The following is a 16,348-nucleotide window of genomic DNA, read 5'->3' as shown; positions in this document are numbered from 1 at the left end:
CCCTGGCGGCCGCCGCACCGGACCAAACACTTGCGGCGCGCGGAGCGCGGCACGAGCCTGGTGAGCATGACGGACAACACGGCACGTTTCGACCACGTCGTCCTGTGGGTGCGCGATCCGATCGCCGCGGCCGGCTTCTACGAGAAGGTCCTCGGGCTGGAGCCCCTCAGGCTCACCGAATTCGCGGCGGGCACCGTGGCGTTCCCCTCCGTACGCCTCAACGAGGAGACCGTCTTCGACCTGGCGCCGCTCACCATGGCGGAGCACATGAGGATGCTGCCCGGCGCCGCGGACAGCGCCGGCCACCCCGTCAACCACGTCTGCCTGTCACTGCCGGCGGACGCCTTCGACGCGCTGCGCGACCGCCTGGCGGAGCAGCAGGTCCCCGTATCGCAGCTCACCCACGACCTGTACGGCGCCCGGGGCCTGGCCGAACGCGCCTTCTACTTCACCGATCCGGACGGGAACATCTTCGAGGCCCGGCACTACGCCTGACGCCCAGGCCCCGGGCATCGGCATTCACCGGGCCGACCGGCCGGGTCAGCCCATCGGGTCGGCCGCCGGGCCGATTCCACGAGGCCGGCCCACCGGGTCCGCCACCGGGCCGATCCGGCAGGCCGGCCCACCGGATCAGAACAGCGGCTCCGGCAGCACGCCCTCCAGCGCGAGCAGCTTCCGCTTGGTCTCCAGACCGCCCCCGAACCCGCCTATGCCGCCGTGGCTCTCCACGACCCGGTGGCACGGCACCACCACGGGCAGCGGGTTGGCACCCATCGCCGTGCCCACCGCCTGGGCCGCGCCCGGCTGGCCCGCCCGCCCGGCGAGATCGCCGTAGCCGACGACCGAACCGTAGGGGACCTCGGCCGCCAGCTTCCGCAGCACCTCGCGGTTGAAGCCCGAGATCAGCGACCAGTCCAGCGGCAGGTCGAAGCCCCGCCGCGCACCGGCGAAGTACGCCTCGACCTGGCGTACCGCCTCCGCCAGCAGCGGGGAGCCGGGCGCCTCGACGGGCTCGGCGCCCAGTCGTGAGGCGAGCCGCCCGAGCGCCCGGTCCCGCACCGGGCCGGTGGCGTGGAACACGACGTTGACCAGGCCCTCGCGGGTCGCGGCCAGCAGCAGCGGACCGATGCCGGTGCCGACGACCGTCCACCCCACCCGCCGCCCGTACTGCCCATGGCTGTCCATGCGCCCCACCGTACGGCCCGGCACTGACATTGCCGTCCGGAGCGGCCCCGGCGGCCCCGCCCCGCGCTCACTGCCCGGCGCCGCCCGCGCCGAGCGTCGCCTCCCGGACCACGTCCGGCTTGTCGGTGATGATGCCGTCCACGCCGTACCCGGCCGCCCGCCGGGCACCGGCCGCGTCGTCGACCGTCCAGGTGAAGACCTCCATCGGCTTGCCGTGCGGCCCCGTGAGGGCGTGGACGACGGACACATAGCCCACAGAGAGCGACTTGTAGGAGGGGTTGATCTGATCGGCGAACCCGGCGTATGCGGGCAGGTCCCGGACCGGCGGAGTCCCGAGGACCCCGGTCCTCACGGCCGGCTCCAGCTCGTGCACGGTCCGCACGCTGTCCGTGTCGAAGCTCTGCACGATCAGCCGGCCGGACAGATGCCGCCGGTCCAGCCAGCCCTCGTTGCCGAGCACCTTGAGCGTGTCGCGTTCGATGCCGGGATACAGCCCGGGGTTCTTGATCTCCAGCAGCAGCTTCTGGTGGTGATGCTCGACACGGTCCACGTACTGCCTCAGCGTCGGCACGCGCGTGCCCGCCCAGGAGGCGCCGAACCAGCTCCCGGCGTCCAGGCGGGCGATCTCGGCGGCGGTGAAGTCCTTCACCTTCCACGGCGCCCGGCCGGGAAAGACCTCCTCCACGTCCGTGGTACGCCGCAGGGTGTCGTCGTGGACCACGACCAGCTCACCGTCCTTGGTGCGCTGGACGTCGTTCTCCACCCAGTGGATGCCCAGCTCGGCCGCCTTGTCGACGGCGGCCAGGGTGTTCTCCGGGGCGTAGGCCGAAGCGCCCCGGTGGGCGATGACGGCCGGCCGCTCCCCGCCGTGGGCCCGAGCCGCCGAGGCCGGGCCCAGCAGGGCGGCGGCCCCCAGGAGCGCGGTGGTCGTGGCGACAACTGCGCGCGTGTGCATACGTACTCCTCGCGTCGGCCGATCACGGACAGCTCAACTGTGACAGCAGAGCGTCAAGAACGGCGGGGCGCGGAATCGGCGCGGAAAGACGGGGGACTCTCAACTGCGCACACCGGGGGCGCACAACTGGGGCAGGATCGGTGATTCTTTGTCGGAGAATCGTTCGACCATTGCGGTGGGAGTCATACTCTCTGCTCTCGACCCTGATCGCTCGGGCGGTTCTGGGAGGAGTGCTCACCGGGGGACCCAGGGACACAAGAGGGCGGAAAGGCAGCCGCACATGCAAGACACGGTCGACGGATTCAGCTACGGACTCGTCACACCGCTGGTGGCTTACCTCATGGCCTGCCTGGGCGGCGCCCTCGGGCTGCGCTGCACCACCAGGTCCGTGCTGCTGGCCCGCTCCTGGCGGCCGGGATGGCTGGCGCTCGGCTCCGCGGCGATCGGCTCGGGCATCTGGACCATGCACTTCATCGCGATGATGGGGTTCGCGGTCGAGGGCACGCCGATCCGCTACGACAAGCCGCTGACCTTCGCCAGCCTCGCCATCGCCATCGTCATGGTCGGCGTGGGGATCTTCATCGTCGGCTACCGGGGCGCCAGGGGCACGGCCCTGTTCACCGGGGGCACGATCACCGGACTCGGCATCGCCTCGATGCACTACCTGGGCATGGCCGGTATGCGCCTCGACGGCGAGCTGCGGTACAACACCGTCACCGTGGCCGTGTCCGTCGTCATAGCGATGGCCGCGGCCACCGCCGCCCTGTGGGCCGCCGGCCAGGTGCGCGGCGTCCTGTGGAGCGTGGGCGCGAGCCTGGTCATGGGCCTCGCCGTCACCGGCATGCACTACACGGGCATGGCCGCGCTCGACGTCCATCTGCACGGCACCGCCGTCCCCGTCACCGGGGAGCCGCCCGCCGCTCTTCTCGCGCCCATGCTGGTGGGCCCGCTGGCGTTCCTCGTCCTCGCCGGCGTCGTCGTGCTGTTCGACCCGCTCCTGATCATGGGGAAGCCCGCCGCGCTCCGCGCCGAACCCAAGCCGGGCGTCCCCGCCCGCACGGCGGTCTCCCCGCAGGTCCGCCACCCGTACCCGCCCCAGGCCCCCCGCACCCTGGTACGGGCCCGCTCCCGCACCCCGCAGAACCGCTGACCCGGCCCGTTGTCAGTGGGGGGTCGTACGGTGGATGGCATGCGGCCCGTTTCCCACATTGAACGCACGGTGGCGCCCTTCGAGGTCGTCAGCCCCTACCAGCCGAGCGGCGACCAGCCCACGGCCATCGCCGACCTCGCCCGGCGCGTCGAAGCAGGCGAGAAGGACGTCGTCCTGCTCGGCGCCACCGGCACCGGAAAGTCCGCCACCACCGCGTGGATGATCGAGAAGCTCCAGCGCCCCACCCTGGTGATGGCGCCGAACAAGACCCTGGCCGCCCAGTTGGCGAACGAGTTCCGCGAGCTGCTGCCGAACAACGCCGTCGAGTACTTCGTCTCGTACTACGACTACTACCAGCCCGAGGCGTACGTCCCGCAGTCGGACACCTACATCGAGAAGGACTCCTCGATCAACGAGGAGGTCGAGCGGCTGCGCCACTCCGCGACCAACTCGCTGCTCACCCGCCGCGACGTCGTCGTGGTCGCCTCGGTGTCCTGCATCTACGGCCTCGGTACGCCGCAGGAGTACGTGGACCGCATGGTCCCGCTCCGCGTCGGCGACGAGATCGACCGCGACGAGATGCTGCGCCGCTTCGTGGACATCCAGTACACGCGCAACGACATGGCGTTCACCCGCGGCACCTTCCGGGTCCGCGGCGACACCATCGAGATCTTCCCGGTCTACGAGGAGCTGGCCGTCCGCATCGAGATGTTCGGCGACGAGATCGAGGCCCTCTCCACCCTCCACCCCGTCACCGGCGAGATCATCAGCGACGACGACCACCTCTACGTCTTCCCCGCCTCCCACTACGTCGCCGGACCCGAGCGCATGGAGCGGGCCGTCAACGACATCGAGAAGGAGCTGGTCGACCGCCTCGCCGAGCTGGAGAAGCAGGGCAAGCTGCTGGAGGCCCAGCGCCTGCGGATGCGCACCACGTACGACATCGAGATGCTCCGCCAGATCGGCACCTGCTCGGGCGTGGAGAACTATTCGATGCACTTCGACGGCCGCCTGCCCGGCTCCCCGCCGAACACCCTGCTCGACTACTTCCCGGACGACTTCCTCCTGGTCATCGACGAGTCGCACGTCACCGTGCCGCAGATCGGCGCCATGTACGAGGGCGACGCCTCCCGCAAGCGCACCCTGGTCGACCACGGCTTCCGGCTGCCCTCCGCGCTGGACAACCGCCCGCTGAAGTGGGAGGAGTTCCAGGAGCGCATCGGGCAGACCGTCTACCTGTCGGCCACCCCGGGGCAGTACGAGCTGTCCCGCTCGGACGGCGTCGTCGAGCAGATCATCCGCCCCACGGGCCTGGTCGACCCCGAGGTCGTCGTCAAGCCCACCGAGGGCCAGATCGACGACCTGGTGCACGAGATCCGCGAGCGCACCGAGAAGAACGAGCGCGTCCTGGTCACCACGCTCACCAAGAAGATGGCCGAGGACCTCACCGACTACTTCCTGGAACTGGGCATCCAGGTGCGCTACCTGCACAGCGACGTCGACACCCTCCGTCGCGTCGAACTGCTGCGCGAGCTGCGCGTAGGCGAGTACGACGTCCTGGTCGGCATCAACCTCCTCCGTGAGGGCCTCGACCTGCCCGAAGTCTCCCTGGTGGCGATCCTCGACGCCGACAAGGAGGGCTTCCTGCGCTCCGGGACCTCCCTGATCCAGACCATCGGCCGCGCGGCGCGCAATGTCTCCGGTCAGGTCCACATGTACGCCGACAAGATCACCCCGGCGATGGCCAAGGCCATCGACGAGACCAACCGCCGCCGGGAGAAGCAGGTCGCCTACAACAAGGCGAACGGCGTCGATCCCCAGCCGCTCCGCAAGAAGATCAACGACATCGTCGCGCAGATCGCCCGCGAGGACGTCGACACCGAGCAGTTGCTCGGTTCCGGATACCGCGGCCAGTCCAAGGACGGCAAGGGGGCCAAGGCGCCCGTGCCCTCCCTCGGCAAGGCGACGGCCGGGGCCAAGGGCGGCAGGGCCGCCAAGGGCAAGGCCAAGGAGACCGCCGTCACCGACCGCCCGGCGGCCGAGCTGGCGGAGCAGATCGAGGAGATGACCGCACGCATGCGGGCCGCCGCCGCGGACCTCCAGTTCGAGATCGCGGCCCGGCTGCGCGACGAGGTCTCCGAGATGAAGAAGGAACTGCGTCAGATGCGGGAGGCCGGCCTGGCCTGACGGCACGCGCGGGCACGCGCAGTGTTGCAAGACCGACACAAAGCGTGGAGGGGACTACGGCACTGTCAGTGCCCCTGCGTAGGGTTCTCGACAACCGCGGGCGCCGCGGCAACAGGGGAAGCTCAAGAGGGGAATCAGCGCGTGACCGTCAACATGACCAAGGGTCAGGCCATCAGTCTGCAGAAGAACGACGGCGGCAGCCTGACGTCGGTGCGCATGGGTCTCGGCTGGCAGGCGGCTCCCCGGCGCGGCCTGTTCGGCTCGCGCACCCGGGAGATCGACCTGGACGCCTCCGCCGTGCTGTTCGCGGACAAGCAGCCGGTCGACGTCGTCTTCTTCCGCCACCTGGTGAGCGACGACGGCTCGGTGCGGCACACCGGTGACAACCTCGTCGGCGGAGTCGGCCAGGGCGGTGACGACGAGGCGATCCTCGTCGACCTCCAGCGCGTCCCGGTCCACATCGACCAGATCGTCTTCACCGTGAACTCCTTCACGGGCCAGACCTTCCAGGAGGTGCAGAACGCGTTCTGCCGCCTGGTCGACGAGACCAACGGCCAGGAACTCGCCCGCTACACGCTCGCCGGCGGCGGCCAGTACACGGCCCAGATCATGGCGAAGGTGCACCGGTCGGGCCAGGGCTGGTCCCTGACCGCCCTCGGCTCCCCGGCCAACGGCCGCACCTTCCAGGACCTGATGCCGGCCATCCTGCCCGCCCTGTAAGGCGTACGCGGGGCAGCGGCACCGGCGCGGGGACCACGAGCGACACAGGGGGAGAACGCGATGACGGCCGAGCTGGTGCGGGGGCAGAACCACCCGCTCTCCCAGGCCCGACTGGAGATCAGGGTCTCGGCGGGCACACCGGTCGTGGCCGCGGCCGCCTTCGGCGACGCCGACGGCCGGGTCGACGGCGCCGACCGGGTCGCCCACCCGGGCGGGCCCGCCCTGCCCGGCCTGGAGGTCCCCGGGCAGGCCGCCGCCGACCACCGCCTCGCGGTGGACCTGGACGCCGTGCCGGACGCGGTGCACCGGGTCAGCGTGCTGCTGGCCCTGCCCGCCCCCGGCGGGCAGGGCCCGGTCCGCTTCGGTGCCGTCGCCGCCCCCTTCGTCGCCGTCACCGGCCTCGCCGGCGACGAGATCGCCAGTTACACCATCACCGGCCTGGACACCGAGACCGCCGTCATCGCCCTGGAGCTGTACCGCAGACAGGGCGCCTGGAAGGTGCGGGCCGTCGGCCAGGGCTACGCGGGCGGCCTCGCCGAGCTGCTGACCGACCAGGGCCTGGCCGACGCCCACGGCCTCGCCGGGACCGTCCACGAAGCCGTGACCCGGGGCCTGGCCGGCTCGTTGCCGGCGCCCCCGCCCCGCCCGGCGGACGGCGACCGCTCCCGGCCGACCGCCGCCCCCGCGCTCGGTCCCGACCACGGAGACACCGCGGCCCAGGGCGCCCCGGGGCCCGTACCCGCCCCGCCGGCCTACGGTCCGCAGACCTCCGGCGCACCGGGGCAGCCCCCGGCCGGACCCCAGCAGCCGCCGTTCCCCGGCGGACCGGGCCCGGACGACGCCACGCTCGCCCAGTCGCCCACGCCCGCCGCCGGCGGCCCGGTCGACTACAGCCATCCGCGCCGGCAGACCACCGCCCCGCCGCCGCCCCCGCCGACCGCGCCGCCGGCCGCGCCCGGCCAGCCCGCCCGGCCCGTCGCCGGTGACGCCACCGGCTGGTCCATGGAGGAGCGGCTCTACAACCAGGTGTGGGGCATGTTCGAGGACCTGGCCCGCACCATGGCCGCCTACCGCAGCGCGGTCGACTTCGCCGACTCGCGCATGGAGAAGGAACTCGACCAGGTCCTGTCCGACCCGCGCAGCCGGATCGGCGGGCGCGGCGACGCCGCCCGCGAGGCCGCCCGGGAGCGGTACGACTCGCTCGTCGGCCGGGCCAGACAGGCCCTCGACCGGGACCTCACCCAGCTCGCCGCCGAGTCCGACGTCGTCGAACCCGCCCTGCCCCTGGCGTACGCCCGCTGGGACAGCCCCGCCTGGCACGACTACCGCGTGCCGATGGAGATCCCCATGGCGGTGCGCCTGGGCGACCTCCACCTGCCCGAGGCCGACGGGATCAGCATCCCGATGCTGGTCCGGCTGCCGCTGGAGCGCGGCCTGTGGATCGACAGCGGACGCGCCCCCTCGCTCGACGGCTCCTTCGCCGACTCCCACGAGCTGCGCCGCCTGGCCCTGGAGACGGCCGTGGCGCACGCGGCCCGGCTGCTCGCCGTCTATCCGGCGGGCGAGTTCACCGCGCACGTCATCGACCCGGCCGGAGCGGGCGCCCGGTCACTGGCTCCGCTCGTCCGCGCCGGGGTGCTGGCCTCGGCGCCCGCCGCCGGCGCCACGGGCGTCGCGGACGTCCTCTCCCGGCTCACCCAGCGCGTCGACCTGGTGCAGATGGCGCTGCGCGGCGGCGCCCCCGACGCGCTGCCGCCCGGCTTCGACACCTCCCAGCACCTGCTGATCGTCAACGACTTCCCGCACGGCTTCGACGACCGCGCCGTCAACCAGCTCCGGTACCTCGCGGACGAGGGGCCGTCCGTCGGCGTCCACCTGATGATGGTCGCCGACCGCGAGGAGTCCGCCGACTACGGCCCGCTGCTCGACCCGCTCTGGCGGTCGCTGCTGCGCCTTACTCCGGTGGCCGACGACCATCTGGCCGACCCCTGGGTCGGGCACGCCTGGACGTACGAGCCCCCGCTGGTGCCGTCCGACAGCCAGGTGCTCCAGCGGGTCCTCACCGAGGTCGCCGCCGCCCGCCGGGCCTGGGACAGGTAGCCCCGACCGATTGACCAAGGACTCGTAAAGCCCTCTGACCAGCGACCTTTAGTATTTCTTTGCTGACCCCTTTACCAATCCTTGGTGATGGGGGTACTGTTTTCCGTACGGAGGGGAGTACTCCCTGTCTGCTGCGGCGTACCCGTCAATACGGATCAGGCCAGATCCCGGGGCGTCGGCCCGTGGGTTCCCGGACGCATCGCGCGCCCCGGTCGCCCCGGGTGGAAGAGACCTCCGGTAGCGACGACGCTGACATCTGCCGTTACGTACTGCCGGAGGCGCAGTGGAAGTTTCCACGACCCTATGGGTCCTGACCATCCTGGGCCTTGCCGCCCTGATCGCGGTCGATTTCTTCATCGGCCGCAAGCCGCACGACGTGTCGATCAAGGAAGCCGGAATCTGGACGGGCGTCTGGATCGCCCTGGCCGGCCTCTTCGGACTCGGCCTGTTCCTCTTCGGGGGCGGTCAGCCCGCCGGTGAGTTCTTCGCGGGCTTCATCACCGAGAAATCGCTGAGCGTCGACAACCTGTTCGTCTTCGTCCTGATCATGGCGAAGTTCGCGGTGCCCTCGCAGTACCAGCAGCGAGTGCTCCTCATCGGTGTCCTGATAGCCCTGGTCCTCAGGGCCGTGTTCATCGCCGCGGGTGCGGCGATCATCGCCAGCTTCTCGTGGGTCTTCTACCTCTTCGGCGCCTTCCTGATCTACACCGCCTGGAAGCTCATCCAGGAGGCCAGGGCCGACCAGGAGGACGAGGAGTACGAGGAGAACAAGCTGCTCAAGGCAGTCGAGCGCCGCTTCGGTGTCGCCGACCGCTACCACGGCACCAAGCTGTGGATACAGCAGAACGGCAAGCGGGTCATGACCCCGATGCTGGTCGTGATGCTCGCGATCGGTACCACCGACGTCCTCTTCGCCCTGGACTCGATCCCCGCGATCTTCGGTCTGACCCAGGACCCGTACATCGTGTTCACGGCGAACGCGTTCGCCCTGATGGGTCTGCGGCAGCTCTACTTCCTCATCGGCGGACTGCTGAGGAAGCTGGTCCACCTCTCCTACGGCCTGTCGATCATCCTGGGCTTCATCGGCGTCAAGCTCGTGCTGCACGCGCTCCACGAGTCCGGCGTCCACGTCCCGGAGATCAGCATCCCGGTCTCGCTCGGGGTGATCTGCGCGGTCCTGATCGTCACCACGATCACCAGCCTCATGGCCTCCAAGAAGCAGGCGGCGGCCGCCGGTGAGGAAGGCGCCGAGAAGGACAGCATCGACGTCTGACGCCGTCCCCCGGCGGAGGGAACCGACAGCCCCCGGGAGCGGTCCACGGCACCCGGCCGTGGACCGCTCCCGGCGGGCTCACCGCTCGTCCCGGCCGCTTCGGACCCCTGCGTCACCCCGAGGCCGCTCCCACCGCCGCCCCGACCGGGGCCGGGCGGGTCTCCGGGAGCAGCGCGAAGCAGCCGAGGCTGAGCAGCGCCACCGCCGTCAGATACGCCGCCACGCCCCACGGCACCCGGCCGCCCTGCTCGGCCAGCGCCGTCGCCACGATCGGGGTGAGGGCGCCCCCGACCACCCCGCCGAGGTTGTAGCCGACCGCGGCGCCCGTGCAGCGCACCCGGGGCTCGTACAGCTCCGGAAGGTAGGCGGCGATCACCGCGAACATCGTGATGAACGCGAGCATCGCGCCCAGGAAGCCGAGGAACATCAGCAGCGGCTCACCGGTCGCCAGCAGCGCCACCATCGGGAACATCCACACCGCGGCCGCCGCGCTCCCGGCGAGACACAGCGGCCGGCGCCCGTAGCGGTCGCCCAGCAGCGCGACCACCGGCGTCAGCGCGCCCTTGACCACCACCGCGGCCATCACGCAGGCCAGCATCACGCCCTGGTCCACCCCGAGCCGCTCCGTCCCGTACGCCAGGGACCAGGTCGACACGGTGTAGAAGAGGGCGTACCCGACCGCGAGCCCCCCGGCGGTCAGCAGGACCAGCCGCCAGTGGTCCCGCACCACCTCGGCGAGCGGCACCCGCGCGTGATCGTCGATCTCCAGGAAGCGGGGGCTCTCGGCGAGCGAGGACCGCAGCCACAGCCCGGCCAGCGCCAGCACGCCCGCCGCCCAGAACGGCACCCGCCACCCCCACTGCGCGAACCGCGCGTCGGACAGCGCCGACGACAGCGCCAGCACCACCCCGTTGGCCAGCAGGAACCCGAGCGCCGGGCCGACCTGGGGAAAGCTGGACCAGAGCACGCGCCGCTGCGCCGGAGCGTGCTCCGAGGCCAGCAGCACCGCGCCGCCCCACTCCCCGCCGAGCCCCAGCCCTTGCAGGAAGCGCAGCCCGACCAGCAGCAGGGGCGCGGCCACCCCGATCGTCCCGTACGACGGCAGACAGCCGACCGCGACCGTCGAGGCCCCGGTCAGCAGCAGCGAGGCCATCAGGACCGGCCGCCGCCCGTGGCGGTCCCCGATGTGCCCGAACAGCACCGACCCCAGCGGCCGGGCCACGAACCCCACCCCGAAGGTGGCGAACGCCGCCAGCGTGCCCGCCAGCGGGGAGAACGTCGGGAAGAACAGCGGGCCGAACACCAGGGCGGCCGCGGTGCCGTACACGAAGAAGTCGTAGAACTCGATCGCCGTGCCGGCGAGCGCGGCGGCGGCGATCCGCGGCATGGAGGGCGCCCTCACGGCGCGTACAGGCTGCATGCCGCGACAACCACGCTCGGTCACCGTCGGTTACGGGGCGCGCGAGGGGCGCGCGGGGCAGTGCCGCGCCGGTCCGCCGGGCGGCCGGAAGCCGGTCCGGCGCCCCGTGATAGACCGGGGGCCCAGCGGCGGTCCCGACGGGCCGCCCCACGCCGACGGACCGGAGGAACCGTGCCCCGCACCCTGGCCAACGCCCCGATCATGATCCTCAACGGCCCCAACCTGAACCTGCTCGGCCAGCGCCAGCCGGAGATCTACGGCTCCGACACCCTGGCCGACGTCGAGGCCCGGTGCGCCGAGGCGGCCGCCGCGCACGGCGGCACGGTGGACTTCCGCCAGTCCAACCACGAGGGCGAACTGGTCGACTGGGTCCACGAGGCCCGGCTGAACCACTGCGGGATCGTGATCAACCCGGCCGCCTACTCCCACACGTCCGTCGCGCTCCTGGATGCGCTCAACACCTGTGACGGGCTTCCCGTGGTGGAGGTGCACATCTCCAACATCCACCAGCGCGAGGCGTTCCGGCACCACTCGTACGTCTCGCAGCGCGCCGACGGGGTCATCGCGGGGTGCGGAGTGCAGGGGTACGTGTTCGGGGTGGAGCGGGTCGCGGCGCTCGCGGCAGCGGCGAGCGCCGAGGCGTGAGCGCCCGCACGCGGCTCACCACACCCCCGCCCCGCCCCCGCTCACCCCGTCCCGCACCCGCTCACCACGACCCGCCCCCGCTCACCAGCCGCGTGCGTGCCACTCCGGCAGGTGCGGTCGTTCGGCGCCCAGCGTGGTGTCGTTGCCGTGGCCGGGGTAGACCCACGTCTCGTCCGGGAGCGGCTCGAAGATCTTCGTCTCGACGTCGCGGATCAGGCTCGCGAACGCCTCCGGGTCCTTGCGGGTGTTGCCCACGCCGCCGGGGAAGAGGCAGTCCCCGGTGAACACATGGGGATGGCCGTGCGGGTCGTCGTAGATCAGGACGATGGAGCCCGGGGTGTGGCCGACGAGGTGCCGGGCGGTGAGCCGTACCTGGCCGACGCGGACGGTGTCGCCGTCGTCGAGCGGGACGTCGGTGGGCACCGGGATGCCCTCGGCGTCGTACCGCCCGGCGTGCGTGCGGGCGCCGGTGGCGGCGACCACCTCGGCCAGCGCCTGCCAGTGGTCGGCGTGCCGGTGGGTGGTGACGACGGACTCGATGCCGTCGTCACCGATCGTGCCCAGCAGTACGTGCGCCTCGGCGGCGGCGTCGATCAGCAACTGCTCGTCGGTGGCCCGGCAGCGCAGCAGATAGGCGTTGTTGTCCATCGGACCGACCGCGATCTTCGTGATCATCAGGTCCTTCAGCTCATGCACGTCGGCGGGACCGCCGACCCGCACCTCTCCGCTGTACGTCATGGCCGCCAGCCTAGTGGTGCGCCGCCCGCGCGGGGACCGCGCCGGAGCGGTGCCCTACAGCGGGGGAAGCGCCGGGAGCGCGCCGCCGGTCACCGTGAGGGCCGAGCCGTCGCGGCGGCCGGCCAGCCAGCCGAGCAGGTCGGCCCGGCCGCCCGTGACGGTGACCTCGGGCCCGTCGGCGTCCCGGCCGGTGCGCCATGCGCGCGTGCCGTCCGTGAGCCGCGTCGGCGGCACGTCCGGACGCCCCGCGAACCGCTCGGCGAGGACGCCGATCTCGCGCTCCGTGAACTGGTCCGGCAGGTCCTCCAGCTCGTATCCGATGCCCAGGTCGACGTGGTGCAGCTCCACCTCGACCCACCGCCGGAACGGGATCGCGGAAGCGGAGTCGGTGATGCCGTTGCGCAGCGTGACCCTGCGGGACCAGTCCGGGAGGGCGGCCGCGGCCTCCCGGAGGCGTGCGTCGCTCGCGCGTACGTCGTCGAGCTGGTCGGCCAGGGGGCGCGGGGCGTCCCGCTCGATGTCCGCGTCCCGGGCCTCCTCCGAGGCGTACATGGGCCGCCCCTGGAGGACGTTCACGAGCGCGTCGGCGTTGCGGGCGAGGTGGGCGAGGACGTGGCCGCGGGTCCAGCCCGGCAGCCGTGACTGCTTCGTCACGGCGGCGTCGTCCAGTTCGCCGACAGCGGTGAGCAGCCGCTCGGTAGCGTCACGTACAGACGCCAGGTCAGGTGCGTGATCCGTCATGCGCCTGACCCTAGTGCGCGCCACACCATCGGGTGAAGATGACGGACCACACCCGTAAATCGAATGCACGTGCTATATGGTCGGAGGCGGCGTCGGGCATGCTGGAGAGCCGGGGTTTGTTGACAACCCGTGAATCCGACCGGCGTTGTCAGTGGCTCCCCCTAGTCTGAGAAGGACGGGGGCCCCGCCCCTGTCACTTCTCTCAAAGAAAGGTGCGGACCGGCGTGGCCGACCGTCTCATCGTCCGTGGCGCGCGCGAGCACAACCTGAAGAACGTCTCGCTCGACCTGCCGCGTGACTCGCTCATCGTCTTCACGGGCCTGTCCGGGTCGGGCAAGTCCTCCCTGGCCTTCGACACGATCTTCGCCGAGGGCCAGCGGCGCTACGTGGAGTCGCTCTCCTCCTACGCCCGGCAGTTCCTCGGCCAGATGGACAAGCCGGACGTCGACTTCATCGAGGGACTCTCCCCGGCGGTCTCCATCGACCAGAAGTCGACCTCGCGCAACCCGCGCTCCACGGTCGGCACCATCACCGAGGTCTACGACTACCTGCGCCTGCTCTTCGCGCGGATCGGCAAGCCGCACTGCCCCGAGTGCGGCCGGCCGATCTCCCGCCAGTCGCCGCAGGCCATCGTGGACCGGGTCCTGGAGCTGCCCGAGGGCAGCCGCTTCCAGGTGCTCTCCCCGCTGGTGCGCGAGCGCAAGGGCGAGTTCGTCGACCTGTTCGCCGACCTCCAGACCAAGGGCTACTCCCGTGCGCGGGTGGACGGCGAGACCGTCCAGCTCTCCAACCCGCCCACGTTGAAGAAGCAGGAGAAGCACACCATCGAGGTGGTCATCGACCGCCTCACGGTGAAGGAGTCCGCCAAGCGCCGGCTCACCGACTCCGTGGAGACCGCCCTCGGCCTCTCCGGCGGCATGGTCGTGCTCGACTTCGTCGACCTCCCCGAGGACGACCCCGAGCGCGAGCGCATGTACTCCGAGCACCTGTACTGCCCGTACGACGACCTGTCCTTCGAGGAGCTGGAGCCCCGCTCCTTCTCCTTCAACTCGCCCTTCGGCGCCTGCCCCGACTGCACCGGCATCGGCACGCGCATGGAGGTCGACCCCGACCTGATCGTCCCGGACCCCGACAAGTCCCTCGACGAGGGTGCCGTCCACCCGTGGTCGCACGGCCACACCAAGGACTACTTCGACCGTCTGATCGGCGCCCTCGCGGACGCGCTGGGCTTCCGCACGGACATCCCCTTCGCGGGCCTGCCGCAGCGTGCCAAGAAGGCCCTGCTGTACGGCCACAAGACCCAGGTCGAGGTCCGCTACCGCAACCGGTACGGGCGCGAGCGCCGGTACACCACGGCCTTCGAGGGCGCCGTGCCGTTCGTCAAGCGGCGGCACTCCGACGCCGAGAGCGACGCCGGCCGGGAGCGCTTCGAGGGCTATATGCGCGAGGTGCCCTGCCCCACCTGTGAGGGCACCCGCCTCAAGCCGCTCATCCTCGCCGTCACGGTCATGGGCAGGTCCATCGCCGAGGTCTCCGCGATGTCCATCAGCGACTGCGCGGACTTCCTGGGCGAGCTGAAGCTCACCGACCGCGACAAGAAGATCGCCGAGCGCGTGCTCAAGGAGGTCAACGAGCGGCTGCGGTTCCTGGTCGACGTCGGCCTGGACTACCTCTCGCTGAACCGGGCGGCCGGCACCCTCTCCGGCGGCGAGGCCCAGCGCATCCGCCTGGCCACCCAGATCGGCTCCGGACTCGTCGGCGTCCTCTACGTGCTCGACGAGCCGTCCATCGGACTGCACCAGCGCGACAACCACCGGCTGATCGAGACGCTCGTCCGCCTGCGCGACATGGGCAACACGCTCATCGTCGTCGAGCACGACGAGGACACCATCAAGACCGCCGACTGGGTCGTCGACATCGGCCCCGGCGCCGGCGAGCACGGCGGCAAGGTCGTCCACAGCGGCTCCTTCAAGGAACTGCTCGACAACACCGAGTCGCAGACCGGCCTCTACCTGTCCGGCAGGAAGGCCATCCCGCTGCCCGACGTCCGCCGCCCCCGCGACCCGTCCCGGCAGCTCACCGTGCACGGCGCCCGGGAGAACAACCTCCAGGACATCGACGTCTCCTTCCCCCTGGGCATCTTCACGGCCGTCACCGGCGTCTCCGGCTCCGGCAAGTCGACCCTGGTCAACGACATCCTCTACACCCACCTCGCCCGCGAGCTGAACGGCGCCCGCAGCGTTCCCGGGCGGCACACGCGCGTGGAGGGCGACGACCTCGTCGACAAGGTCGTCCACGTCGACCAGTCGCCCATCGGCCGCACCCCGCGGTCGAACCCGGCGACGTACACCGGTGTCTTCGACCACATCCGCAAGCTGTTCGCCGAGACCACCGAGGCGAAGGTCCGCGGCTACCTGCCGGGCCGGTTCTCCTTCAACGTCAAGGGCGGCCGCTGCGAGAACTGCGCGGGCGACGGCACCATCAAGATCGAGATGAACTTCCTGCCGGACGTCTACGTCCCGTGCGAGGTCTGCCACGGCGCCCGGTACAACCGGGAGACCCTGGAGGTCCACTACAAGGGCAAGTCCATCGCCGAGGTGCTGAACATGCCGATCGAGGAGGCCACCGAGTTCTTCGAGGCGGTCCCCGCGATCTCCCGGCACCTGCGCACCCTCAAGGACGTCGGTCTCGGCTACGTCCGGCTCGGCCAGTCGGCGACCACCCTGTCCGGCGGTGAGGCACAGCGCGTCAAGCTCGCCAGCGAGCTGCAGCGCCGGTCCACCGGCCGCACGGTCTACGTCCTGGACGAGCCGACCACCGGCCTGCACTTCGAGGACATCAGCAAGCTGCTGACCGTCCTGTCCGGCCTGGTCGACAAGGGCAACTCGGTCATCGTCATCGAGCACAACCTCGATGTGATCAAGACCGCCGACTGGATCGTCGACATGGGCCCCGAGGGCGGCGCCGGCGGTGGCCTGGTCGTCGCCGAGGGCACGCCCGAGCAGGTCGCCGCGGTCCCGGCCAGCCACACCGGCAAGTTCCTGCGCGAGGTCCTCGGCGCCGACCGGATCAGCGACGCGGCCCCCGTGAAGGCCCCGCGCAAGACGGCGGCGAAGAAGGCGGCGCCCAGGAAGACGGCCGCGACAAAGACGGCCGCGACAAAGACGGCCGCCAAGGCGCCCGCCAAGAAGGCGACCGGCACCCGCAAGTCCTGACCGCGCCCACGACGCTCCG

Annotated in this window: 13 protein-coding genes; 8 read left to right on the top strand and 5 right to left on the bottom strand. The window is 71.4% G+C overall.

Features of this window, described 5'->3' with window-relative positions; genetic code table 11:
* Positions 1–66 precede the first annotated feature (66 nt).
* Complete coding sequence (locus ACFY32_RS07725; RefSeq protein ID WP_390673682.1) at positions 67–495, top strand: VOC family protein; 429 nt, start codon at positions 67–69, stop codon at positions 493–495.
* 135 nt (positions 496–630) lie between these two features.
* Here ACFY32_RS07725 and ACFY32_RS07720 read toward each other — a convergent pair whose 3' ends face one another.
* Both ACFY32_RS07720 and ACFY32_RS07715 read right to left on the bottom strand, forming a co-directional pair.
* On the bottom strand, positions 631–1,185 hold the full coding sequence (locus ACFY32_RS07720) for a methylated-DNA--[protein]-cysteine S-methyltransferase (protein WP_390673681.1): 555 nt from the start codon (positions 1,183–1,185) through the stop codon (positions 631–633).
* 67 nt (positions 1,186–1,252) lie between these two features.
* A complete protein-coding gene (locus tag ACFY32_RS07715; RefSeq protein WP_390673680.1) occupies positions 1,253–2,140 on the bottom strand; it encodes a glycerophosphodiester phosphodiesterase in 888 nt (295 codons plus the stop codon).
* A gap of 280 nt (positions 2,141–2,420) precedes the next feature.
* Between ACFY32_RS07715 and ACFY32_RS07710 the strand changes: the two genes are divergently transcribed.
* The 5 genes from ACFY32_RS07710 to ACFY32_RS07690 all read left to right on the top strand — a co-directional run bounded on the left by ACFY32_RS07710 (position 2,421) and on the right by ACFY32_RS07690 (position 9,570).
* Positions 2,421–3,290 carry an MHYT domain-containing protein gene (locus ACFY32_RS07710; RefSeq protein WP_359192711.1) on the top strand — a complete coding sequence of 290 codons (870 nt, stop codon included), beginning with the start codon at positions 2,421–2,423 and terminating at the stop codon, positions 3,288–3,290.
* 39 nt (positions 3,291–3,329) lie between these two features.
* The gene (gene uvrB, locus ACFY32_RS07705) at positions 3,330–5,477 is read left to right on the top strand and encodes an excinuclease ABC subunit UvrB (protein WP_390673679.1); all 2,148 of its coding nucleotides are present in this window, start codon (positions 3,330–3,332) and stop codon (positions 5,475–5,477) included.
* A gap of 141 nt (positions 5,478–5,618) precedes the next feature.
* Positions 5,619–6,197: a TerD family protein gene (locus ACFY32_RS07700; protein ID WP_359192705.1), complete on the top strand. Its 579-nt coding sequence runs from the start codon at positions 5,619–5,621 to the stop codon at positions 6,195–6,197.
* A 60-nt stretch (positions 6,198–6,257) separates the two neighbouring features.
* Positions 6,258–8,297 (top strand): TerD family protein, encoded by a 2,040-nt coding sequence (locus tag ACFY32_RS07695; RefSeq protein WP_390673678.1) that lies wholly within the window; start codon positions 6,258–6,260, stop codon positions 8,295–8,297.
* Positions 8,298–8,580: 283 nt separating this feature from the next.
* The gene (locus ACFY32_RS07690) at positions 8,581–9,570 is read left to right on the top strand and encodes a TerC family protein (RefSeq protein WP_359192699.1); all 990 of its coding nucleotides are present in this window, start codon (positions 8,581–8,583) and stop codon (positions 9,568–9,570) included.
* Between the two features lie 112 nt (positions 9,571–9,682).
* Here the strand turns inward: ACFY32_RS07690 and ACFY32_RS07685 are convergent, their stop codons facing one another.
* On the bottom strand, positions 9,683–10,957 hold the full coding sequence (locus tag ACFY32_RS07685; protein ID WP_390673677.1) for an MFS transporter: 1,275 nt from the start codon (positions 10,955–10,957) through the stop codon (positions 9,683–9,685).
* A gap of 204 nt (positions 10,958–11,161) precedes the next feature.
* On the opposite strand from ACFY32_RS07685, the gene aroQ reads away from it, so the two are divergent.
* Complete coding sequence (gene aroQ, locus ACFY32_RS07680) at positions 11,162–11,635, top strand: type II 3-dehydroquinate dehydratase (protein WP_390673676.1); 474 nt, start codon at positions 11,162–11,164, stop codon at positions 11,633–11,635.
* 81 nt (positions 11,636–11,716) lie between these two features.
* Here the strand turns inward: aroQ and ACFY32_RS07675 are convergent, their stop codons facing one another.
* On the bottom strand, positions 11,717–12,373 hold the full coding sequence (locus ACFY32_RS07675; protein WP_359204262.1) for an MBL fold metallo-hydrolase: 657 nt from the start codon (positions 12,371–12,373) through the stop codon (positions 11,717–11,719).
* A 54-nt stretch (positions 12,374–12,427) separates the two neighbouring features.
* A complete protein-coding gene (locus ACFY32_RS07670) occupies positions 12,428–13,114 on the bottom strand; it encodes a maleylpyruvate isomerase family mycothiol-dependent enzyme (protein WP_390673675.1) in 687 nt (228 codons plus the stop codon).
* A 224-nt stretch (positions 13,115–13,338) separates the two neighbouring features.
* On the opposite strand from ACFY32_RS07670, the gene uvrA reads away from it, so the two are divergent.
* Positions 13,339–16,329, top strand: a complete 2,991-nt coding sequence (gene uvrA / locus ACFY32_RS07665; RefSeq protein ID WP_390673674.1) for an excinuclease ABC subunit UvrA — start codon at positions 13,339–13,341, stop codon at positions 16,327–16,329.
* The last annotated feature ends 19 nt before the right edge of the window (positions 16,330–16,348 follow it).

Source organism: Streptomyces sp. NPDC000134 (assembly GCF_042899225.1).
In the GTDB taxonomy this organism is placed as follows: domain Bacteria; phylum Actinomycetota; class Actinomycetes; order Streptomycetales; family Streptomycetaceae; genus Streptomyces.
Note: the sequence above shows the minus strand (reverse complement) of the source record. Positions and strands in the feature narration are given on the sequence as shown.

What these genes read in the sequence shown, in the direction of transcription:
- ACFY32_RS07725 (WP_390673682.1), top strand. Translation starts at nt 67, where the DNA reads ATGACGGACAACACGGCACGTTTCGACCACGTCGTCCTGTGGGTGCGC.
- ACFY32_RS07720 (WP_390673681.1), bottom strand. Translation starts at nt 1,185, where the DNA reads ATGGACAGCCATGGGCAGTACGGGCGGCGGGTGGGGTGGACGGTCGTC.
- ACFY32_RS07715 (WP_390673680.1), bottom strand. Translation starts at nt 2,140, where the DNA reads ATGCACACGCGCGCAGTTGTCGCCACGACCACCGCGCTCCTGGGGGCC.
- ACFY32_RS07710 (WP_359192711.1), top strand. Translation starts at nt 2,421, where the DNA reads ATGCAAGACACGGTCGACGGATTCAGCTACGGACTCGTCACACCGCTG.
- uvrB (WP_390673679.1), top strand. Translation starts at nt 3,330, where the DNA reads ATGCGGCCCGTTTCCCACATTGAACGCACGGTGGCGCCCTTCGAGGTC.
- ACFY32_RS07695 (WP_390673678.1), top strand. Translation starts at nt 6,258, where the DNA reads ATGACGGCCGAGCTGGTGCGGGGGCAGAACCACCCGCTCTCCCAGGCC.
- ACFY32_RS07685 (WP_390673677.1), bottom strand. Translation starts at nt 10,957, where the DNA reads ATGCCGCGGATCGCCGCCGCCGCGCTCGCCGGCACGGCGATCGAGTTC.
- ACFY32_RS07675 (WP_359204262.1), bottom strand. Translation starts at nt 12,373, where the DNA reads ATGACGTACAGCGGAGAGGTGCGGGTCGGCGGTCCCGCCGACGTGCAT.
- ACFY32_RS07670 (WP_390673675.1), bottom strand. Translation starts at nt 13,114, where the DNA reads ATGACGGATCACGCACCTGACCTGGCGTCTGTACGTGACGCTACCGAG.